The 21040-nt window shown below is 42.8% G+C and carries 15 protein-coding genes; 3 read left to right on the top strand and 12 right to left on the bottom strand.

All coding sequences use genetic code 11. The features are described from left to right. Positions 1-31: 31 nt before the first annotated feature. The 9 genes from sucD to sdhC all read right to left on the bottom strand — a co-directional run bounded on the left by sucD (position 32) and on the right by sdhC (position 13023). Positions 32-907 (bottom strand): succinate--CoA ligase subunit alpha, encoded by an 876-nt coding sequence (sucD, locus tag I6E84_RS00995; RefSeq protein WP_110922029.1) that lies wholly within the window; start codon positions 905-907, stop codon positions 32-34. 151 nt (positions 908-1058) lie between these two features. Further along, on the bottom strand, positions 1059-2225 hold the full coding sequence (sucC, locus tag I6E84_RS00990; protein WP_110922030.1) for an ADP-forming succinate--CoA ligase subunit beta: 1167 nt from the start codon (positions 2223-2225) through the stop codon (positions 1059-1061). 152 nt (positions 2226-2377) lie between these two features. Then, positions 2378-3832, bottom strand: a complete 1455-nt coding sequence (gene lpdA / locus I6E84_RS00985; RefSeq protein ID WP_197215557.1) for a dihydrolipoyl dehydrogenase — start codon at positions 3830-3832, stop codon at positions 2378-2380. A gap of 222 nt (positions 3833-4054) precedes the next feature. Next, a complete protein-coding gene (gene odhB, locus I6E84_RS00980; protein ID WP_197215556.1) occupies positions 4055-5278 on the bottom strand; it encodes a 2-oxoglutarate dehydrogenase complex dihydrolipoyllysine-residue succinyltransferase in 1224 nt (407 codons plus the stop codon). 153 nt (positions 5279-5431) lie between these two features. Further along, entirely contained in the window at positions 5432-8317 is a 2886-nt protein-coding gene (locus tag I6E84_RS00975; protein ID WP_197215555.1) for a 2-oxoglutarate dehydrogenase E1 component, read from the bottom strand. A gap of 786 nt (positions 8318-9103) precedes the next feature. Further along, positions 9104-9814, bottom strand: coding sequence for a succinate dehydrogenase iron-sulfur subunit (locus tag I6E84_RS00970; protein ID WP_055123743.1), 711 nt, complete (start codon positions 9812-9814; stop codon positions 9104-9106). A 212-nt stretch (positions 9815-10026) separates the two neighbouring features. After that, the gene (gene sdhA, locus I6E84_RS00965) at positions 10027-11877 is read right to left on the bottom strand and encodes a succinate dehydrogenase flavoprotein subunit (protein ID WP_110922034.1); all 1851 of its coding nucleotides are present in this window, start codon (positions 11875-11877) and stop codon (positions 10027-10029) included. Positions 11878-12229: 352 nt separating this feature from the next. Continuing rightward, positions 12230-12616 carry a succinate dehydrogenase, hydrophobic membrane anchor protein gene (sdhD, locus tag I6E84_RS00960; RefSeq protein WP_227686587.1) on the bottom strand — a complete coding sequence of 129 codons (387 nt, stop codon included), beginning with the start codon at positions 12614-12616 and terminating at the stop codon, positions 12230-12232. A gap of 20 nt (positions 12617-12636) precedes the next feature. Then, positions 12637-13023: a succinate dehydrogenase, cytochrome b556 subunit gene (gene sdhC / locus I6E84_RS00955; RefSeq protein WP_110922035.1), complete on the bottom strand. Its 387-nt coding sequence runs from the start codon at positions 13021-13023 to the stop codon at positions 12637-12639. A gap of 1069 nt (positions 13024-14092) precedes the next feature. Here sdhC and gltA point away from each other — a divergent pair. Continuing rightward, positions 14093-15373: a citrate synthase gene (gltA, locus tag I6E84_RS00950; protein WP_197215553.1), complete on the top strand. Its 1281-nt coding sequence runs from the start codon at positions 14093-14095 to the stop codon at positions 15371-15373. 86 nt (positions 15374-15459) lie between these two features. On the opposite strand, the gene I6E84_RS00945 is transcribed toward gltA, so the two are convergent. Next, entirely contained in the window at positions 15460-16428 is a 969-nt protein-coding gene (locus I6E84_RS00945; RefSeq protein WP_227681255.1) for a hypothetical protein, read from the bottom strand. Between the two features lie 265 nt (positions 16429-16693). Beyond that, positions 16694-17227 (bottom strand): type IV secretion protein Rhs, encoded by a 534-nt coding sequence (locus I6E84_RS00940; RefSeq protein WP_227681277.1) that lies wholly within the window; start codon positions 17225-17227, stop codon positions 16694-16696. Positions 17228-17657: 430 nt separating this feature from the next. Between I6E84_RS00940 and I6E84_RS00935 the strand changes: the two genes are divergently transcribed. Continuing rightward, a complete protein-coding gene (locus tag I6E84_RS00935) occupies positions 17658-18947 on the top strand; it encodes a replication-associated recombination protein A (protein ID WP_197215551.1) in 1290 nt (429 codons plus the stop codon). Between the two features lie 350 nt (positions 18948-19297). Next, positions 19298-20410 carry a bifunctional 3,4-dihydroxy-2-butanone-4-phosphate synthase/GTP cyclohydrolase II gene (ribBA, locus tag I6E84_RS00930; protein WP_110922039.1) on the top strand — a complete coding sequence of 371 codons (1113 nt, stop codon included), beginning with the start codon at positions 19298-19300 and terminating at the stop codon, positions 20408-20410. A gap of 137 nt (positions 20411-20547) precedes the next feature. On the opposite strand, the gene I6E84_RS00925 is transcribed toward ribBA, so the two are convergent. Further along, entirely contained in the window at positions 20548-21039 is a 492-nt protein-coding gene (locus I6E84_RS00925; RefSeq protein ID WP_197215549.1) for an acyl-CoA thioesterase, read from the bottom strand. Position 21040 lies beyond the last annotated feature (1 nt).

Genomic DNA, 21040 nt, shown 5'->3' with positions numbered 1-21040 from the left:
TAGTGAAACTGTAGACTTATGCCTATCTTGCTTACCAGCCAGTAACTTCTTTCAGTTTTTCGCCAAGCTTAGATGGGTCACGCGTATACGCGATGCCAGCATCTTCAAACGCTTTGAATTTCTCTTCAGCAGTCCCTTGACCGCCAGAGATGATAGCGCCAGCATGACCCATACGCTTGCCTTCTGGAGCCGTAACACCAGCGATATAACCAACAACTGGCTTAGTTACATGGTCTTTGATGTAAGCAGCAGCTTCTTCTTCAGCAGTACCACCGATCTCACCGATTAGGATGATAGCTTCAGTTTGTGGATCAGCTTCGAACAATTTCAATGCGTCAATCTGGTTCATACCAGGGATAGGATCACCACCGATACCGATACAAGTTGACTGACCAAAACCAAGCTTAGTTGTCTGAGCTACGGCTTCATAAGTCAAAGTACCAGAGCGTGAGATGATACCCACTTTACCTGGCTGATGGATATGGCCTGGCATGATGCCGATTTTGCACTGACCTGGAGTGATAACGCCTGGGCAGTTAGGACCAACTAGACGCACATCGCCCGCTTCTTCAAGATAGCGTTTTGCTTTTAGCATATCGATAGTCGGTACGCCTTCAGTGATCACAACGATCAACTTAACGCCAGCATCGATTGCTTCAACGATAGAATCTAGTACGAATGGTGCAGGTACGTAGATAACAGAAGCGTCAGCTTGAGTCGCTTCCATGGCTTCTGCCATTGTATTAAATACTGGTAGGCCTAGGTGCGTTTGACCGCCTTTACCTGGCGTTACGCCACCGACTACTTTAGTACCGTATTCGATCGCTTGCTCAGAGTGGAACGTACCATTTTTACCAGTGAAACCTTGTACCAATACTTTGGTATCTTTATCGATTAATACACTCATTATTTATTCCTTGTATTCGGTTGTCTTGTAATAGCGACTCTCAACACCATTTTTATTCAATATTAATGGTTAGTTTTTATATGAAAGCCACTATCACGCGTTGACTACTATGCTTAAACAATTATATTTGAAGGACTATGCCTTAAATATATTAAGCTTTTACAGCATCGACAATTTTTTGAGCGGCATCTGCTAAGCCTTGAGCTGTAGTCAGCTTAAGACCAGACTCTTCTAGAATTTGTAAGCCTTTTTCAGCATTATTACCTTCTAGACGTACAACCACAGGTACTTGTACATCGACTTCTTTAACAGCAGCGATAATCGCTTCTGCAATCATGTCACAACGTACGATACCACCGAAGATGTTGATTAGAACACCTTCAACGCTGCTGTCTTCAAGAATGATCTTGAATGCTTCAACAACGCGATCTTTAGTTGCGCCGCCGCCAACGTCCAAGAAGTTAGCAGGCTTGCCGCCATACAATTTGATGATATCCATCGTTGCCATTGCAAGACCAGCACCGTTAACCATACAACCGATGTTACCTTCTAGGGCAACGTAGTTTAGGTCAAACTCAGCAGCTTTAAGCTCACGCTCGTTTTCTTGAGTTTTGTCTTGTAGTGCTGCAATTTTAGGCAGACGATATAGTGCGTTTGAATCGATACCGATTTTGCCATCAACACAAACAATTTCGCCATTTTCACGAACAGCCAATGGGTTAATTTCCATTAGCGCAAAGTCGTTTTCAACAAATGCTTTATAAGCACCAGTCATCAATTTAACGAACTGGTTGATTTGCTTGCCTTCTAGACCAAGTTTGAACGCAACATCGCGCGCTTGGAAAGGCATTAAACCAACTAAAGGATCAACATGTACTTTGAAGATTTTTTCTGGCGTCTCGTTTGCTACTTCTTCGATATCAACACCACCTTCGGTTGATGCCATGAAAGTCACACGACGAGTCGCACGATCAACAACTGCACCGAGATATAGCTCAGTTTGTACTGGATACATATCTTCTGCAACCAATACGAAGTTAACTGGTTGACCATCAGCGTCAGTTTGGAAAGTAACCAAGTTGGTACCGATAAGCTCTTCAGTTACTTGCTTGGCTTCTTCACGAGTTTTAACTAGCTTTACACCACCAGCTTTACCGCGACCACCAGCATGTACTTGCGCTTTAATAACCGCAATGTCAGTTGGCGTTTTATCAAAAGCAGCAGCAGCTTCGTCGCCACTATAGGCAATGATGCCTTCTTGAATCGGCAAACCATAGCTTTTTAACAGCTCTTTTGCTTGATACTCATGTAAATTCATTGATTGTATCCTTTATTTTTTACAATTAATAAAAAGTGAAAATGAGTGCGCATATATATTAGACATCCGTCTGGCGCACTCGTGACTGTAGCGATAGCTTTAACAGCGACACTACAGTCAGGTTATAAGTCAGTACTTATCAAACTAACTACTTATTTCTTACGCTTTTTGCGCTGAATGGCGTGAATAGCACGGCCATCAGCAGACAGAGCAGCTTCATGCACAGCTTCTGAAATAGTTGGATGCGCAAATGTCATCAATTGCAGATCTTCAATACTAGAGACAAACTCCATCGCGATCATACCTTGATGGACGATATCGCCAGCACCAGCAGCGATAGCATGCATACCTAACAAGCGATCTGTTTTTGCATCAGCAACAACTTTCACAGAGCCTTCCGCTTCACTTTGAGCAAGTGCACGGCCGTTAGCTGCTAGGTTGAATGAACCGGTTTTAACTTCATAGCCAGCTGCTTCAGCTTCTTGCTCAGTTAAACCAACCCATGCGATTTCTGGATGCGTGTAAATTACGTTGATGATAGTATCATAATTAACCTGAGCTTTTTCGCCATGAATACGCTCAACAGCCATCATGCCTTCTTCCATTGCTTTATGCGCAAGCATAGGGCCACGGACTAAGTCACCGATAGCATAGACGCCATCAAGGTTGGTTTTACACTGATCGTTTACGTCGATAAGACCACGTTCAGTCAATGTGATACCACTGTCATCGCCAAGCAATTTTTCAGAGTATGCGCGGCGGCCTACACAAACGATAAGTTTGTCGAAGCTTTCTTCACTTGACTCGCCTTTAGTATCGCTAGTGACAACAACTTGATCGCCTTTAACTTCAGCATTGGTTACTTTGGTATCGACACGGATGTCAAGACCTTGCTTCTTCAGCATTTTACCAGCTTCTTTTGCGATGTCTTTATCAGCGGCTGCTAGGAAACTTGGAAGGGCTTCATAAACAACCACTTCAGCACCTAGACGACGCCATACTGAACCAAGCTCAAGACCGATAACACCAGCACCGATAACGCCTAAACGCTTAGGGACTTCAGTGAAATCAAGTGCACCAGTAGAGTCAACGATACGATCGCCGTCAGTTTTGGCCACAGGGATATCGATAGGGACAGAACCTGCCGCTAAGATGACATTTTTTGCAGTGATGGTGGTTTCGCTTTCGTCTGCCAGTGCAGTAAATTTGATTTGCTTGTCAGCGCCTTTACCATCAACCAATGTGCCCCAGCCTTGCAGCCAATCAACACCATTGCCTTTTAGCAAAGCGGCAACACCACCAGTCAATTGCTTAACGATGCCTTCTTTACGAGCAATCATTTTTTCGATATCGATGGCTACATCGCTAGTGCTGATACCATGCTCAGCAAGATCGTGCTTGGTCGCTTCATAGCGATGTGAGCTATCAAGCAATGCTTTTGATGGGATACAACCAACGTTCAAGCAAGTACCGCCAAGCGCTGGCTCACCTTTATAAACACGTTTTTCGATACAAGCAACGCTCATACCTAACTGACCTGCACGGATAGCGGCTTCATAACCACCAGGACCGCCGCCGATGACGACTAAATCATAATTGTCTTTCATAGTACGTTCCTATTTTTAATTATCATTCTAATTGTAAATATCATTTAAACTGAGGATTATCTCGTTAATAAATAAGCGATGTTTTTGCTCAGTATGCCTGTGCTTAATGGTCAATACACCATGTCAGCAAGACACCTTTATTTATCAATAAACAGCTAATACCACTGTCTAGACTAAAGTTAAAAAGCTTGTATCAGCGGTTGCCAATACAAGCTTAGAAGCTTATAGGTCTAGTAGAAGCATGGCTGGATCTTCAACCAATTCTTTGATGGTTACTAAGAACTGTACTGCTTCTTTACCATCAATCATACGATGGTCATAAGATAGGGCTAGGTACATCATTGGTAAGATTTCAACTTTTCCATCAACTGCCATTGGGCGGTCATTGATAGCATGCATACCTAGGATAGCAGTTTGTGGTGGGTTCAAAATAGGTGTAGACATCAATGAACCAAATACACCACCGTTTGAGATAGTGAAAGTACCGCCAGTCATGTCATTCAGACCAAGTTTACCTTTTTGAGCAAGGCCACCAAGCTCACGAATACGGCTTTCGACATCAGCCATGCTCATGCGATCGGTATCACGTAATACTGGAACAACCAAGCCACGATCTGAAGAGACTGCTACACCGATATCATAATAACCATGATAAACGATATCATCGCCATCTAATGAAGCGTTTACAGCTGGGAAGCGTTTGAGTGCTTCTGTTGCAGCTTTCACAAACAATGACATAAAGCCCAAACGTACGCCATGACGTTTTTCGAACTGCTCTTTATACTTAGCACGCATGTCCATCAACGGCTTCATATTCACTTCGTTAAACGTCGTTAGCATCGCAGTATCTTGTGATGCTGACAATAGACGATTCGCTACTGTTTTACGTAGACGCGTCATTGGAACACGTTTTTCAGTACGCTCACCCGTTGATTCAGCAACTGGACGACCGCTGTCAGATTTGATGCTGCTGTCAGATTTTAGTGTTGGGTTAGCCATGTCAGTTTTGGTCACACGACCGCCACGACCACTGCCTTCAACTTCTTTAGGATCTACGCCACTTTCTTTCGCAGCTTTGCGAACTGCTGGGCTTTGGTCTTTATGATCTGCATCATTGCTGTCGTTTTGAGCCGCTGCTTGTACTGGCTCGCCGCAGGCTGCTGCTTGTGCTGGCGCTGCTGCTTCTGTAGCAGTGTCTGCACTGGCGCTTGCACCCGCTTCAAATTGAGCGATAAGCTCATCAGACAAAACAGTATCATCAACTTGCTTGACGATTTTGGTCACAACACCGTTGTCAGGCGCTACAACTTCTAATACGACTTTATCAGTTTCGATTTCAGCCAATAGGTCATCACGGTTAACTTGCTGACCTTCAGTAACATGCCACTCAACGATTGTACCGTCGGCAACCGATTCTGGAAAAACGGGGGCTTTGATATCAGCCATCGATATACTCCTTAGATTTGGATATTCATATTTGTTATTAAGTCGTGATAAACAGTCAGTGCCATCTTGGATAGCGATCTTAGGTAATACTATCTAGATTTTATTACAGCATACTGACTGTTATCGCCTGATTCATTTGCATTCAATAATATGTTACTTAGACAACTCATCAACACTGATACCAAGACCGCCAGCGATTAACGCTTGCTGCTGTTGAGCGTGTAGTTTTGGTGAACCTGTTGCAGGTGCTGCACTAGCAGGACGTGCCACCGGCTCCATGACTTTCGCCTTGGTTGGGTGCGGTACGACAATACGGTACATATGCGGTGCTAAGTAATACCAAGCGCCTTGGTTAAGTGGCTCTTCTTGCGTCCATACGATCTCAGCCAAGTTGCTATACTTTTCAATCTCAGCCTTCAAACGCTGCTCTGGCAACGGATAAAGCTGTTCGATACGAACGATAGCTACATGCTCTAGACCTAGTGCACGGCGCTGTTCAAGCAAGTCATAATAAACCTTGCCGCCACATAGCACCATACGAGTCACTTTGTCTGCGTTGTGATCGTCCATCTCTGAAATGACGGTTTCAAACTTACCATTGGCAAGCTCTTCCAGATTTGAAGTTGCTAATTTATGACGTAGCAAGCTCTTCGGTGACATAACGATCAATGGCTTACGAATAGGACGTACCGCTTGACGACGTAGTGCATGATAAATCTGTGCCGGAGTCGTCGGCGTGATAACTTGCATGTTGTCTTCAGCACATAGCTGTAAGAAACGTTCAAGACGCGCAGATGAATGCTCAGGGCCTTGACCTTCAAAGCCATGCGGTAACAGCATCGTTAGACCACAAACACGCTGCCACTTAGTTTCGCCACTTGAAATAAATTGGTCGATAACAACCTGTGCACCGTTGACGAAATCACCAAACTGCGCTTCCCAGACGACCAATGCGTTAGGGACAGTCGTTGCATAACCATATTCAAAAGCTAGCACTGCTTCTTCTGATAGCAACGAGTTATAAGTAGCAAAACGAGCTTGGTCTTCACTCATATGAGCCAATGGCACATACATGCTGCCGTCATTGATATTGTATATTTCACTATGACGATGTGAGAACGTACCACGGCCTACATCTTCACCAGTAATACGTACCAATACCTTATCGTTATCGACCAATGAAGCATAAGCCAATGTCTCAGCTGCACCCCAGTTCAATGGCTCTTCGCCAGTTTGCATAGCTAGGCGCTGCTCGACTACTTTTTGAACTTGGCGTTGTAGCTTGTAGCCTTCTGGCATTTCGGCCATACGGCGTCCGTAACCTTTTAGGACTTCAATATCAACGCTGGTATCCCACTCATCGACCAAATCATGACCCAAATAAGGAGTCCAATCTACAAATAAGCCCTCATTCGGCTCATTGACCAATGAGTTGGCAACATAGTCACCACGATCTAAAGACTCACGATACTCATCTTCATACTGCTTTTCTTGATCGGCATTCAGGATGCCTTCTTTGATAAGCTGCTGTGCATAAAGCGTACGAGTGGTTGGTAACTTTTTGATGACAGCATACATAAGTGGCTGCGTCGCTGATGGTTCATCAGCTTCGTTATGACCATTACGACGATAGCAGAACAGATCAATAATGATGTCTTTCTCAAACTCATGACGATAATCTAATGCCAATTGAGCTGCGAATACGACTGACTCTGGATCATCACCGTTCACGTGTAAGATAGGCGCATGTACCATTTTTGCCACGTCAGTACAATATTCAGTTGAACGAACATCTTCTTGACGGCTAGTGGTAAAGCCTACTTGGTTGTTGATAACGATATGTACGGTACCACCAGTGGTATAAGCACGGGTTTGTGACATCTGGAAGGTTTCTTGAACCACGCCCTGACCAGCAAAAGCAGCATCACCATGAATGACGATTGGTAGTACTGAATTACCGCCTTTATTGTCTAAAAGAGGTTGGTCATTACGACGCACCTGACGGGCACGTACTGAACCTTGCAATACTGGCGCAACGATTTCAAGATGTGACGGGTTAAAGGCCAAAGCCAAATGAGCTTCGCCACCTGGCGTCATCACATTAGATGAGAAACCATTATGATATTTAACATCACCTGAGCCTTTTTCTGGCTGTACCTTACCATCGAACTCGTCAAACAAGTCCGCAGGGTTTTTACCTAAGATATTTACTAACAGGTTTAGGCGGCCACGGTGAGCCATACCAATGACCATCTCTTTGGTGCCATAACCGCCAGCACGTTGGATGATTTCATTGATAGCAGGAATAAAGCTTTCACCACCTTCTAGACCGAAACGTTTCACACCCGTATATTTACGTGCTAAATACTTTTCTAAGCCTTCAGCAGCTGTAAGACGTTTAAGAATAGAGATACGTTTTTCTGTATCAAATTTGATATGACCTAAGTTGCTTTCTAGATACTTTTCCATCCAGCGTTTTTCTACGCTGGTGGTTACGTGCATGTATTCGACACCAATGTGGCGGCAATAAACACGTTCCATGATCTCAATTATTTCACGTAAAGGTGCTGAATCTTTAGCGATACTTAGATCATTGGTAGGGAATACGGTATCAAGGTCAGCTTCTGAAAGGTTATGGTAAGCGAGGGTTAAATCTTCTACTTCTGCACGTACTTCAAGGTTTAACGGATCGAGACTAGCACGGCGATGACCACGGCGGCGATAGGCTGAAATCAGCTGCTGTACACCCATTTTCTTTGGGTTACCACCATCTACTAAAGCACTAGGCGCTGAGCTGGTCGCTTGATCGCTACTTTTGCCTGCAGTCTGATTGCGGGCAAGCAATAAGAACTGGTCTTTAATAGCATTATGCGGTGCATCATTTGGCGATTTGTATTGTGCAAAATACGTTTGCCACTCAGTATCAACACTACTCGGGTCATTCAGATACTGCTCATAAAGAGCTTCGATATACTGGGCGTTATCAGCGGCCAGTTCTGTATGTCCTGAGCCTTTTGCTTCTTTAGTTATACTATTCATAATAATCGTCTATTTGATAGATAAATGAATGGAATCGTGCTTATTATTGTGTCATCTGTCGTACGTTAAGTGCTGTCGCCTGCAATATCTATATTAGCAATACAATTATTTGTGAACGTCCAGTTTTGTTATCCGGCTCGTTTCACAAAATTAATTTATATATACTACTGTTAGCCATAACCAATTAATTGGTAAAAAGTTATCGTTAAACTATCAACGTTTTAACTGATAATTTTCACTACAATTTTTTATTATTTCTAACATATTACAACTTTTCAGCCAAACATACACTGCTGTATAGAGTAGCACGCCTGTATTTTAGGCCATAGTTTGTTTGTTCAATACTAGGTATTTAGGTAATGAATAACTATTCTCACCTTAGGTACTGCATATTGACCCTATTCTGTCTCGATATGATATCTTGTTGGTATATTACCAGTAACACAAACTATCGCTAACTGATATTTACTCATCACAACATCCTACCAGTACAACTATGCGCTATTCTAACATTTAACGTAGCCAATATCTCTTGATGAATGCTTTTTACTGTTGCCAATTATATAGATTGCTTGTGCATATATCATGTTTTCTTACACACGGCCAACGTATTGTTAGCACAGCCTTACCTTTGATCGTCGGTCGTTTTCCTTATCGCTACAGCTTATTTGCATTTAAAGAAAAAGCCAAACTCTCTCAGAGTCTAAATCATAAAAAACACCACCTAATATATTAGGTGGTGTTTTTCGTATTATATCTGCAAAAAAACCATGCAATTATAAACGATTAACCTGCTTGGTCAATCAACATATTACGCAGATGACCAATTGCTTTGGTTGGATTTAGGCCTTTTGGACAAACTGACACACAGTTCATGATACCGCGGCAGCGGAACAAGCTAAATGGATCATCTAGACGAGCCAAACGTGCTTGAGTATCACCATCACGGCTATCAGCGACAAAGCGATAGGCGTGCAGTAATGCTGATGGACCTAGGAACTTATCAGGGTTCCACCAGAATGATGGGCAGCTGGTTGAACAGCAAGCACATAGGATACATTCGTATAGACCGTTTAGCTTCTCACGCTGTTCAGGCGATTGTAGACGCTCTGTTGGCGGTGCTGGTTGGTCATTGATTAAGTACGGATGTACTTTTTCATATTGCTCGTAGAATTGGTTCATATCGACGACCAAATCACGAACAACTGGAAGACCAGGCAACGGACGTACCGTTACTTTTTCTGGCAAAGTATTCATGTTGATTAGACATGCTAGACCATTTTTGCCGTTGATGTTCATGCCATCAGAGCCACAGATGCCTTCACGGCAAGAGCGACGGAAGGTCAGTGTTTCATCTTCCTTTTTTAGGCGTAATAACACGTCAAGCAACATACGATCTGAGTCTAACAACTCAATGGTATACGTTTGCATGCGTGGCGCTGCGTCCAGATCAGGATCGTAGCGATAGATTTCGATGGTGCGAGTACCTCGGCTCATAATGCTAAACTCCACACGTAGGTGATGGCGGGCATACAAAGATTGCAACAGGATGACGCTAACTATTAATCTGTACTGATAAACGATATCAAATACCGATTAATAGTGTGCTAGCGCTGGCAAGTGCATGTAGCTGGCGGTCACCTTTTTAATAAATTAATAAAGGATAAAACATTAACGCTGCTGCTGTATATCAGGCGCAACATCTAAGATTAATAGACGCGAACTTTTGGCTCGATATAATCAACTGTCAATGGGACTTTGCGAACTGGCTTATAAATAATTTTATTGCCTTCAGAATACCATAAGGTATGCTTCATCCAGTTTTTGTCATCGCGGCCATTTGGTGCATGCTCATCATCTTCTGGACGATCATAATCAGATACACTATGGGCACCACGGCTTTCATGGCGCATAGCCGCTGATATCATTGTCGCTTTGGCCACTTCGTACAAGTTGGCAACTTCAAAAGCTTCAATACGCGCAGTATTAAAGACTTGTGATTTATCAGCCAAATGAATTTGGTCGATTTTGTCGCCTAGCGCTAAAATTTTCTCAACGCCTTCGTCCATCATTGCTTGAGTACGGAATACACTGGCATGTAATTGCATGGTGCTGCGAATCTCGTCAGCCACTTCTTGAGCATTGTACCCTTCAGTAGACTGTTGCAGCTTGTCCAAACGACGCATAGTGTAATCAAGTACACGAGGATCAAGTGGCTTGTAATTATGGTCAGCATGATGGAATTCATCAACGATATGCTTACCAGCAGCACGGCCAAATACCAATAGATCAAGTAGTGAGTTCGTACCTAGACGATTGGCACCATGAACACTCACACAAGCACATTCGCCGATGGCATAAAGACCTTTAACGACGTTGCCTTGTGTGTATTGACCTTCTTCGTCCGTACCTGCTTCTAAATCAGGTGTCACCACTTGACCATGAATAGTGGTTGGAATACCGCCCATCATATAATGAATGGTTGGGATAACTGGAATAGGCTCTTTAGTGATATCTACGTTGGCAAAGTTTTTACCAATCTCAAATACTGATGGTAGACGCTTCATAATGGTTTCAACACCTAGATGCGTCATATCCATTACGATATGGTCAGCATTAGGACCACAACCACGGCCTTCTTTGATTTCTTGGTCCATAGAGCGTGATACGAGATCACGTGGTGCCAAGTCTTTTACGGTTGGCGCGTAACGCTCCATGAATGCTTCGCCATCTTTGTTACGTAAGATAGCGCCCTCTCCACGGCAACCTTCGGTCAATAGTACGCCTGCACCATGAACGCCCGTTGGGTGGAACTGCCAGAACTCCATGTCTTGTAATGGAATACCTGCACGTACCGCCATACCAATACCGTCACCAGTATTGATATAAGCATTGGTGGAAGCCGCAAAGATACGGCCTGCACCACCTGTCGCTAGGACAGTAATCGGCGACTGGAATACGGCAATAGTACCGGTTTCTTGCTCAAGTGCGATGACGCCGTTGATGTTGCCAGCTTCATCTTTAATCAAATCAAGTGCAATCCACTCGATGAAGAACTCAGTACCTTGCTCAAGGTTTTTCTGATATAGCGTATGTAGCAGTGCGTGACCTGTACGGTCAGCAGCAGCACAAGCACGTTGAACGGCTTTTTCGCCATAGTTAGAGGTATGACCACCAAACGGACGCTGATAAATCGTGCCATCTTCGTTACGGTCAAACGGCATGCCCATGTGCTCAAGCTCATAGACGACTTTTGGCGCTTCACGGCACATATATTCGATAGCGTCTTGATCACCTAACCAATCTGACCCTTTAACGGTGTCATAAAAGTGAAAGTGCCAGTTATCGTTACTCATGTTACCCAAGCTTGCACCGATACCGCCCTGAGCCGCAACCGTGTGCGAACGCGTTGGGAATACTTTGGTAAGAACTGCAACCTTCATACCTGCTTCAGCCAAATGTAGTGAAGCACGCATACCTGAGCCGCCACCACCGACGATGACTGCATCGTAGTTTAGGGTCTTAATATTACTAATGGTATTATCTTGTCTAGTTGCCATTACGGTTTTCCTAATGCCTGTTAATGCTTAGAATTAAATAAAAAAGCTGTATCAAGCGTCATCTCATTGCAGGGCCAAATGTCATATTTATTCGGCCATTGAACACAATTATTTAAGACGGTGACGCGAACAACCTTTAACCACTTAATTTGCATATCTATCGTTATATTGGGCTAATTTCGTTTACTTTCAATTTGACTCAGTTATCTTTAAATGACTGCTCAAGTCAGAAATTGCCCAATGCTATGACTATTATCGGCTATAACGGACGGCTTTGGAGTCATTCAGCAGCCAATAATGCTGCTGAGTGCATCCGTTATTATTTATAGATAGTAAAGGTATAAATTATTGGTTAAACGGCAACAACACTGAAGCCACTACCCCAAAAAATCATGATACCCCAAAATAGAAATACTAAAATAGCGATAATCATCAATGACTGTAGGACTAAACGTAAACCTGCTGCGCTTGAGCCTAGTTTGCCAGTAGTAATATAGTCAGTAAAGACTGTCCACATTCCAACCCAAGCATGACCTGCTAGCGCAAGTACTGCTACTAAGCTAAACAAGCGCATAGGCAGGCTAGTCATAAATGATGACCACTCAAGATAAGTGACGTCGCCATGGGTCAAAAAGAAACCCAGCAACACCACACTATAAACGGCTAAAACAACAGCGCTGATACGCTGGATAATCCAATCACGTGAGCCTGAGCCGGTCAGACCAGTAGCACTTTTTATTCCTGAATCGTTTTTAATCATTAGAACATCACCCATACAAATGACGCGACAATTAGAATCGCTGCGATCACAAAACTGACCTTAGAAGCGGCACGTCCAGATTTTAGCTCTTCGTTCATGCCCATATCAGCAAATAAGTGCTTGATGCCCATCACAAAGTGATAAGCGATCGCGGCAACAAATATCCATGCCAAAAAGCGCACGAGTACGTTGTCAAATACGGTTGCAAAACTCTCAGGCGATGCCAAAGAATTCTGTAACAACCACAACATGACAGGAATAAGTAAGAATAAAATAATGCCAGATATACGATGCAAAATTGAGGCAATTGCAATCGGTGAGCGATTAACGCTAATCACTTGGCTTAAAGGCAGATCAATAGGTCGGTTGCTTTTCACAGCGGGCATCCTTTTTGCGGTTATACTCCTGTATCTGCTATCCACGCTTTGTATAAATGCTATACAGCAGCGACGAGCAACACATGAGACGAATAAAGTAAGGAAGGGCTAGCTGACGTAGTTTAATTTGCGCTAAAGTTAAAAGGCGAATATGTCTTATACGATCATTATAGACGGTCGAACCTGACTCGTTGAACTGATACACCCTTTTATTAACGAGCCTTCTACTTAAGTTATGACAATAAGTACGAAGCATGGGATCAATCGATTAACTATTCTATTTTTACTGATTCCCATTAACAAAAAAAGATAACGCCATTGTGTCATCTCTATACGATCAATTTATTAAGGTAAACTTCACTGTTGGCTATCTAAAAATAGAACAGTTAACAAGAATATTCAAACGATAAGCTAGGTTTTGGTCTATAAACTGGTCGTCCAATCGTAACAAAATATGAGTAAAGCAAAGCTTCACTGATTATTCCATTAAGATGATCGCTCAATATGCGCAAAGCTAGTGCCAGTTAAATCCCTCTAATTATAAAATGACTGGGCGCTAATTACAAATTTATCCCCTAAATATTGGTTATTAGAGATTAATTAACAAAAAGCTGGCTATTTGCAATATTAATTCATTAGTATTACCCACCCCTAACGAACCATAAATCTAAACCAAATGGTCGTTTGTTCATACTCTGTCTGTTTTATAGTTAATATGACTAAACCGTTAAACTTATAATATTGCTAAAAACACTTTAATATTATAATGTTAATGATAATCATTACTTTCTATAAAGAAGCGGTTTAAAAGACAAATAGCTTACCAGACATATTTTGATACAAAAATTACAGTGAATAAACACGTCAAAACCATACTAATTGGCAGTGTTGACAGTAAAAGTCTTTTCAAATCATAGGGAATTGCTGCTAATATACTCTGCGTATTAAACGAGTTAGATGTATTTTGAGCATTTGACTGATGATGGCGCAAGGGTATGTGCCTGTAATAATCGACGACGCGAGGGTATGCGTCTGCAATAATTTTATTCTAACAAGCTAAAACAATGGAGAGCAATTTATGGCTGACACTAATGCCAAATTAACCGTAAATGGTAAAGAGTACGAATTTCCTATCATCGAAGGTACTTTAGGGCGCCCAGTTATCGATATTGCTGCTCTACAAGACTCAGGCTTTTGGTCTTATGACCCTGGTTTTAAAGTAACAGCCCCTGTGGAATCAAAGATTACTTATATTGATGGTGGCAAAGGCGAGTTATTACACCGCGGCTACCCTATCGATCAGTTAGCAAACAACGCTGAATACTTAGAAGTTGCTTATGCACTGATTCATGGTGACCTACCAAACGCTGAGCAAAAAGCAGACTTCTTTGAAAAAATCCGTAAACATACGGGTGTTCATGACCAATTACGTAAGTTCTTTGAAGGTTTCCGCCGTGACGCGCATCCGATGGCCATTATGGTCGGTGTCGTTGGTGCGTTATCAGCGTTCTATCATGAAAATCTAGACGTCAGTAACGAAGACCATCGTGAAATCACTGCTATCCGTTTGATTGCTAAAATGCCAACGCTTGCTGCAATGAGTTATAAATACTCACAAGGCGAACCGTTCATGTATCCGCGTAATGACTTTAACTACGCAGAAAACTTCTTGTACATGATGTTTGCGACGCCTGCTGATGTTGATTATAAAACCAACGACGTCATCACTCGCGCAATGGACAAAATCTTTACTTTGCATGCTGACCATGAGCAAAACGCTTCAACGTCTACTGTACGTTTGGCTGGCTCTACTGGTGCAAACCCTTATGCGTGTATCGCTGCTGGTATCGCCGCCCTTTGGGGTCCATCACATGGCGGCGCGAACGAAGCTGTTCTTGAGATGCTAGACGAAATCGGTTCAGTTGAAAACGTACCTGCATTCATGGAAAAAGTGAAGAGCCGTGAAGTGAAGCTAATGGGCTTTGGTCACCGTGTTTACAAAAACTTTGACCCACGCGCACAAGTAATGAAAGAAACTTGTGACGAAGTACTTGCTGCACTTGGCATCAACGATCCTAAGCTTGAATTGGCAATGGCGCTTGAAAAGATTGCTTTAGAAGACCCGTTCTTCGTTGAGCGTAACCTGTATCCAAACGTTGATTTTTACTCTGGTATTATCTTAAAAGCCATCGGTATCCCAACGTCAATGTTTACCGTAATCTTTGCATTGGCTCGTACTTCAGGTTGGATCAGCCATTGGTTAGAGATGCACAGCGCACCGTTCAAAATCGGTCGTCCACGTCAGTTATACACTGGCGAGTCGCATCGCGATTTTGTTAAAGTTGAAGATCGTAAATAAGTAGCAATAATCTTTGCTCAATAAAAAATCCCGCCATTGTGCGGGATTTTTTATTGCTTAGAAATTGTCTTAATTGCTGAAAACATTTATTTAAACGATTCTAATGTCTGCTCGTACTTGGCAATCTGTTCATCGTATCCTTCAATTGTCTCGTTAAACTTAGACATGAGCGACTCAAACTCTTTTTGTTGATCAATTTTCATCTGTTGCATATCAATGACTTGCTGGGCTTCTATTTGCTCCCAAACTTGATGTTGGATTATCAACCGTGCCAGCGCTGGACTCTTGGCACTGACTCTCCCAGCAATTTCTGCGCTTTCAAACAATTGTGGTGCCAACGTCGCTATATTAATTAAAGTATTGATATCTTCTGCATTAAGCGGAGACGTCACAGGTTGGTAAAGGGCATCCATCGCTTGTTGATAGCTGTCAATGATTTGATCTTCGGTCATCATAGTAGGTTTACGTGGCTCAAGACTGATACGTTTTAAGACAGTTAAATCTCGCTCACCTACTTCTGTACTGGTATTGATATCAGCCGTAGCATCAACATCGCTATCTACAGCGGTAGTATCTACCGAATTAGTAGGTACGGTGGCTGAAGACGTAAGATCAGCTACATTTTTATCACTACTATCAATGATATCGTTAGTATTATCGGTCTTGATATTAGTATTGAGTAGCGAGTCTGCATTTTCTGAGGTATCAGCAACTTCCAGTGATTCATACTCTGCTTGTAAGCGGCGTTGTAACCCTTGCATCTGTGTGACGTAAATGGGCTGGAACTGCTTTATACGAGCAGCGGCCGCATCGCTTTGTGCCATTGGCTCACTGTCTTGAGCGTTTTCTGGATCACTGGTCTGACTGGCGTCGACTACATCTGACTGCTGCTGACAACCTGTCAATAAAATTATGCCGGTCAGTGTTGCTGCTAGCAGTGTTGGGGACGAGCGCCGTGGCTGAACACTCTCATTAAGAGAATTATCATAAGCCGAACGGTTATTCGCTTTATGGCTGGCACTCAGAGCGAGCTTTACTGGCAAAAATTTAAACATGAGTGTAAATATCCTTGTTAAAGCACAAATATTAAAAGCTATAGTTATCGTAGCAATCCTTTGCTAATTTACTTTTCTCAGAGTTATCGTGACCTTGTAAAGCATAAAGCATGCTTTATACTAATTCTTATCATATAGTCATTCCACCATAAAAGTATCACTGCTTTAACCCTTCTTGAAGTATTACACATACATCTATACTCGGTTGCCTTGTACTACTTTTAAATTGGATCAGCTATAGTCACTATTTATCTCTATAAGAAAATTAAATTATAAACGAGCTATCTGTATTTTTTGTTTCGTCGATAGAGCTTGTGACCAAAAATGGAATACAGGCTTCCAAAGCTTGGCAGTCTTGCCCGCGCCGATGACGAATAAAGTAATCCTGTACCATGCGTGCTTGCTGCTCTATACCATACTTAAAAAAGGGTTTCCCTACCTCAATCACATAATCATAACGACGATCGATAACTGCACCACGCACGACCTTTAAACCTTGCTGCAACTGCCAGACATGGGTCAGCTCATGTATCAACCAGCTTTGCTTGCCTAAAGGAGCGTCGCTAAAATCTGTAATCCAATCTGCAGGATTAAAGTAAATATTGCCATTAGGGCTAACGGCATAATTTTTTAGCACCCACCAAGCAGTCTTAAGCTGAACGCCATCAAGGTCAATGCTGTCACCGAATACTGAACGTGCTAGCGTCACCTCGCTCACAGTGAGTAAGCGTGATTTTTGCTGTGCGCTGCGATATAAACATCGATTCAACAAACGCTTAAATATCGATTGAGACTTCATCACTGTAATACCCTATGCTTGATAGACAACTTCTAATAAATTATGCTTGGTTAATCATGCATATTGATACTGCTCATCAATATGACTGAACCGTTAATAGGGATAAAGTCTGAAAACCAAAGTAGCTGGGACATAAGCGATACACTTAGCGAGCTTTCATTAACATAAGATTGCGTTAGCCTGTCGTGTAGACACATAGCAAATATAGTCGATTCAATTAGCCTTTTTTTATTGCTAATATCTAATTTTCATTTAAGCTCTGATATTCGTCAATGCGAAAATCATGCCAAGCAGGTAGAAAGGTTTAGCTTCGATAAAAATGATAAATATAGCGTGGTGTGTAGCGGTTTAGATGCACCCATAAAAATTTATCCACCATTGCTGTGACAGACAAATTGATCGCCGTTTAAATTGATAATAGAGAAGCCCTATGCCACCTAGTTTTCATGCTGATACTCCGCTTGCTCAGCGTATGCGCCCAAGCACACTTAATGCCATTATCGGTCAAGAGCATTTACTGGCAGCAGGTGCACCTCTGCGGAGGTTAGTAGAACAAGGGCACCTGCCATCGATTATTTTGCATGGGGAAGCAGGTATCGGCAAAACAACCATTGCTATGCTACTGGCTGATGCGGTTAATCGACCCTTTCACGCACTCTCTGCATTGAATACTGGAGTCAAACAGTTACGCGAAGTATTAGACAATAAGGACTCACTGGTATTCGAGTCGCCTGTGGTGTTCATCGATGAGATTCACCGATTTAATAAGGCACAGCAAGATGCACTACTGGGCGCGGTAGAGTCTGGCGATATCACTTTGATTGGTGCTACGACTGAAAACCCCTCATTTAGTGTCAACAATGCCCTACTCTCACGTTGCCAAGTGTATCGTCTAGAACCTCTGACACCAGAGCAAATCAGTGTGGTATTACAGCGAGCGCTGTCAGAAGACAACGTGCTAAAAGAACTGACTGTCGACTTGCAAGCAAAAGACACTATCAGCCAACTGGCACATGGTGATGCTAGAAAAGCATTAAATTTATTAGAGCTTGCTATTCAAACGGCTGACTCTAAGCAATCACCGATTATCGTCGATGATGCATTGGTCAGTCGGGTAGCACAGACTGCACTGATCCGCTACGATAAAGATGGTGAGCAGCATTACGATATCGTCTCAGCAATGATAAAGTCAGTGCGGGGCTCTGACCCTGATGCAGCACTGTATTGGATGGCTCGGATGCTAGTGGGCGGTGAGCCTGCGGACTTCATCGCGCGCCGATTGGTCATCTTAGCCAGCGAAGATATCGGCAATGCCAACCCCAATGCTTTACTCCTAGCTGATGCAGCATTGCGTAGTGTGCAATCTATTGGTATGCCAGAAGCACGTATTATTTTGGGTCAAGTGGTGGTTTATCTGGCGACCAGTGCCAAAAGTAATAGCACGTATAAAGGGATCAATGCTGCGATGGCGTTGGCAGAAAAAGATGCCTCCCCAGTGCCGCTACATCTACGCAATGGTGTGACCAAACTGATGCGCAGTCAGGGATACGGTCAAGGTTACGCCTACCCGCACGATTATCCCAACCATTATTATCCGCAGTCTTATTTACCAGAAAATTTAATCGGCACACGCTTTTATGAATTTGCAGACAATCAGCGCGAACAACACAGCAAGCAATTTATGGACTGGCTAAAAACCCAAGCAGCAAGTAATGACTAACCCTGCATGACACGGCTCGGTTCATTATCTAATGTACGCTTTAATGCATAAATAGTAGCAGTCATTGATAATACTTATAACGATTTTTGACATACTGAACGATATAGTGGGAAGATGACACAGCACATTGCGCTGAAAAGCGTTAAAATAACCTCATAATGAACTATACAAGCAATTAAGTAAGTCACCTTTATATAAAATGATATTGCTTATAGCGCGCTTTGCTTGACCGTAACAGCGCTTTGCTTGACCGTAACAGCGCTTTGTATCATCTGCTGCTACAATAGGCAGATAATGATCTATATTCCAAATCACACCTATCTATAAATAATAAAATATTGAGATTTACTATGAGTTTAAATACGATCCCTGAGATTATCGAAGACATTCGTGCTGGTAAAATGGTCGTCTTGATGGATGATGAAGACCGTGAAAACGAAGGTGATATCATCATGGCAGCGACCCATGTGCGCCCTGAAGATATTAACTTTATGATTACCCATGCGCGTGGCTTAGTCTGTTTGACTATCTCACAAGCTCGTGCACATCAGCTGTCTTTACCACTGATGTCTGAGCGCAACGAAGCGAAATTCAGCACCAACTTTACTGTATCAATCGAAGCGGCTGAAGGCGTTACGACTGGTATTTCTGCTGCCGATCGCGCCCGTACTATTCAAGCAGCGGTGTCTGCTACTGCTAAAGCTGAAGATATTGTACAGCCTGGCCATATCTTTCCTATCATTGCGCAAGATGGTGGCGTATTGCATCGCGCTGGTCATACCGAAGCAGGTTGTGATTTATCACGCTTAGCAGGTCTTGAGCCAGCATCTGTGCTGGTCGAAATCATCAATGCTGATGGTACGATGGCACGTCGTGATGATCTAGAAATATTTGCAAAAGAACATGATCTAAAAATAGGTACGATTGCTGATCTTATCAACTATCGTATTGCGAATGAACAGACAGTAGAAGAAGTAGAATCATATCCTTTTGAGACTGAACATGGTACGTTCACCTTGCATCGCTTCCGTGAATTTGGTGCTGATGAAACTCATTTAGCGTTAGTCAAAGGCGATGTCAGCGAAGGCGTTAGTACGGTACGTGTTCATGGTTTCCATCCATTACGTGATTTGTTTGCGGCTAAAAATGACATGACTGGCCGTAGTGGCTGGAGCGTACAAGCGGCATTAAAAGAAATTAGCGCCTCAGATCGCGGTGTATTGGTTTGGATTGGTAGTAACCAACCTGTTGATTTAGGGGATGCGTTAGATAAAGCCGCAGACAATGAATCGCAATCAACGCTCACTCAACAGCCGTATCGTAGCGTTGGTGTTGGCGCACAAATATTACGTCACTTAGGTGTCCGTGATATGCGTCTATTGTCATCACCGATGAAGTTTTATGCGCTATCGGGTTTTGAATTAAACGTGGTCGACTTCGTTCAAGCACCGCAACAAGACTAATATTTGTTTGTATTATTGAGTCGAAAAGTTAAGCTTAAAAAAGGCACGCTACTCCAATGTTAGCGTGCCTTTTTTATGTTTGATGATTTTACTTACTCTTTCAACTCATTCACTTATATAGAATAATTCTTTGAGTTTTAGTACTCAGGCGTATGGCCAAATTTTGCCTCTAGTGCTAATAGCCGTTCACGCTCCTCGATTGTCCATGGTAATTTATCCTTTCCACTACTATCTAGACGCACCACAACTGCCTCAGCCGTCGCAACGACTGCCTGTTGTGCCGTACTGTAGTAACTGTACTCTATTACGATGCTGGTCCTACCCAAGCGCTGACAGCGCACACCCAATAATAAAGTATCTGGATAAATCACAGGACGTAAATACTGACAGCTGGATTGCGCCAATACGGTGATCATGCTGCCATCAAACATCCCTAATGCCTGCAAATACCCAATACGCGCTGATTCAGCATAGCGATAATAAACGACATTGTTTAAATGATTAAAGGCATCCATTTCACCCCAATGAATGGGTTGATGATGAATCACTGGATAGTGAGACAATTCGTCAGGATTATGGTTTTCTGCGATAGTAGAGGCCAAATGTGATTCTTGGTTCAAACTGTCCATA

The organism is Psychrobacter sp. SCQQ22, from assembly GCF_015864605.1.
In the GTDB taxonomy this organism is placed as follows: Bacteria; Pseudomonadota; Gammaproteobacteria; order Pseudomonadales; family Moraxellaceae; genus Psychrobacter; species Psychrobacter fozii.
The sequence above is the reverse complement of the archived record's forward strand: the minus strand, read 5'-3'. Positions and strand labels throughout refer to the sequence as shown.

Excerpts from the sequence above, each read along its gene's own strand:
- sucD (WP_110922029.1), bottom strand. The coding sequence starts at position 907 with ATGAGTGTATTAATCGATAAAGATACCAAAGTATTGGTACAAGGTTTC.
- sucC (WP_110922030.1), bottom strand. The coding sequence starts at position 2,225 with ATGAATTTACATGAGTATCAAGCAAAAGAGCTGTTAAAAAGCTATGGT.
- lpdA (WP_197215557.1), bottom strand. The coding sequence starts at position 3,832 with ATGAAAGACAATTATGATTTAGTCGTCATCGGCGGCGGTCCTGGTGGT.
- odhB (WP_197215556.1), bottom strand. The coding sequence starts at position 5,278 with ATGGCTGATATCAAAGCCCCCGTTTTTCCAGAATCGGTTGCCGACGGT.
- I6E84_RS00975 (WP_197215555.1), bottom strand. The coding sequence starts at position 8,317 with ATGAATAGTATAACTAAAGAAGCAAAAGGCTCAGGACATACAGAACTG.
- I6E84_RS00970 (WP_055123743.1), bottom strand. The coding sequence starts at position 9,814 with ATGAGCCGAGGTACTCGCACCATCGAAATCTATCGCTACGATCCTGAT.
- sdhA (WP_110922034.1), bottom strand. The coding sequence starts at position 11,877 with ATGGCAACTAGACAAGATAATACCATTAGTAATATTAAGACCCTAAAC.
- sdhC (WP_110922035.1), bottom strand. The coding sequence starts at position 13,023 with ATGCCCGCTGTGAAAAGCAACCGACCTATTGATCTGCCTTTAAGCCAA.
- gltA (WP_197215553.1), top strand. The coding sequence starts at position 14,093 with ATGGCTGACACTAATGCCAAATTAACCGTAAATGGTAAAGAGTACGAA.
- I6E84_RS00945 (WP_227681255.1), bottom strand. The coding sequence starts at position 16,428 with ATGTTTAAATTTTTGCCAGTAAAGCTCGCTCTGAGTGCCAGCCATAAA.
- I6E84_RS00940 (WP_227681277.1), bottom strand. The coding sequence starts at position 17,227 with ATGAAGTCTCAATCGATATTTAAGCGTTTGTTGAATCGATGTTTATAT.
- I6E84_RS00935 (WP_197215551.1), top strand. The coding sequence starts at position 17,658 with ATGCCACCTAGTTTTCATGCTGATACTCCGCTTGCTCAGCGTATGCGC.
- ribBA (WP_110922039.1), top strand. The coding sequence starts at position 19,298 with ATGAGTTTAAATACGATCCCTGAGATTATCGAAGACATTCGTGCTGGT.
- I6E84_RS00925 (WP_197215549.1), bottom strand. The coding sequence starts at position 21,039 with ATGGACAGTTTGAACCAAGAATCACATTTGGCCTCTACTATCGCAGAA.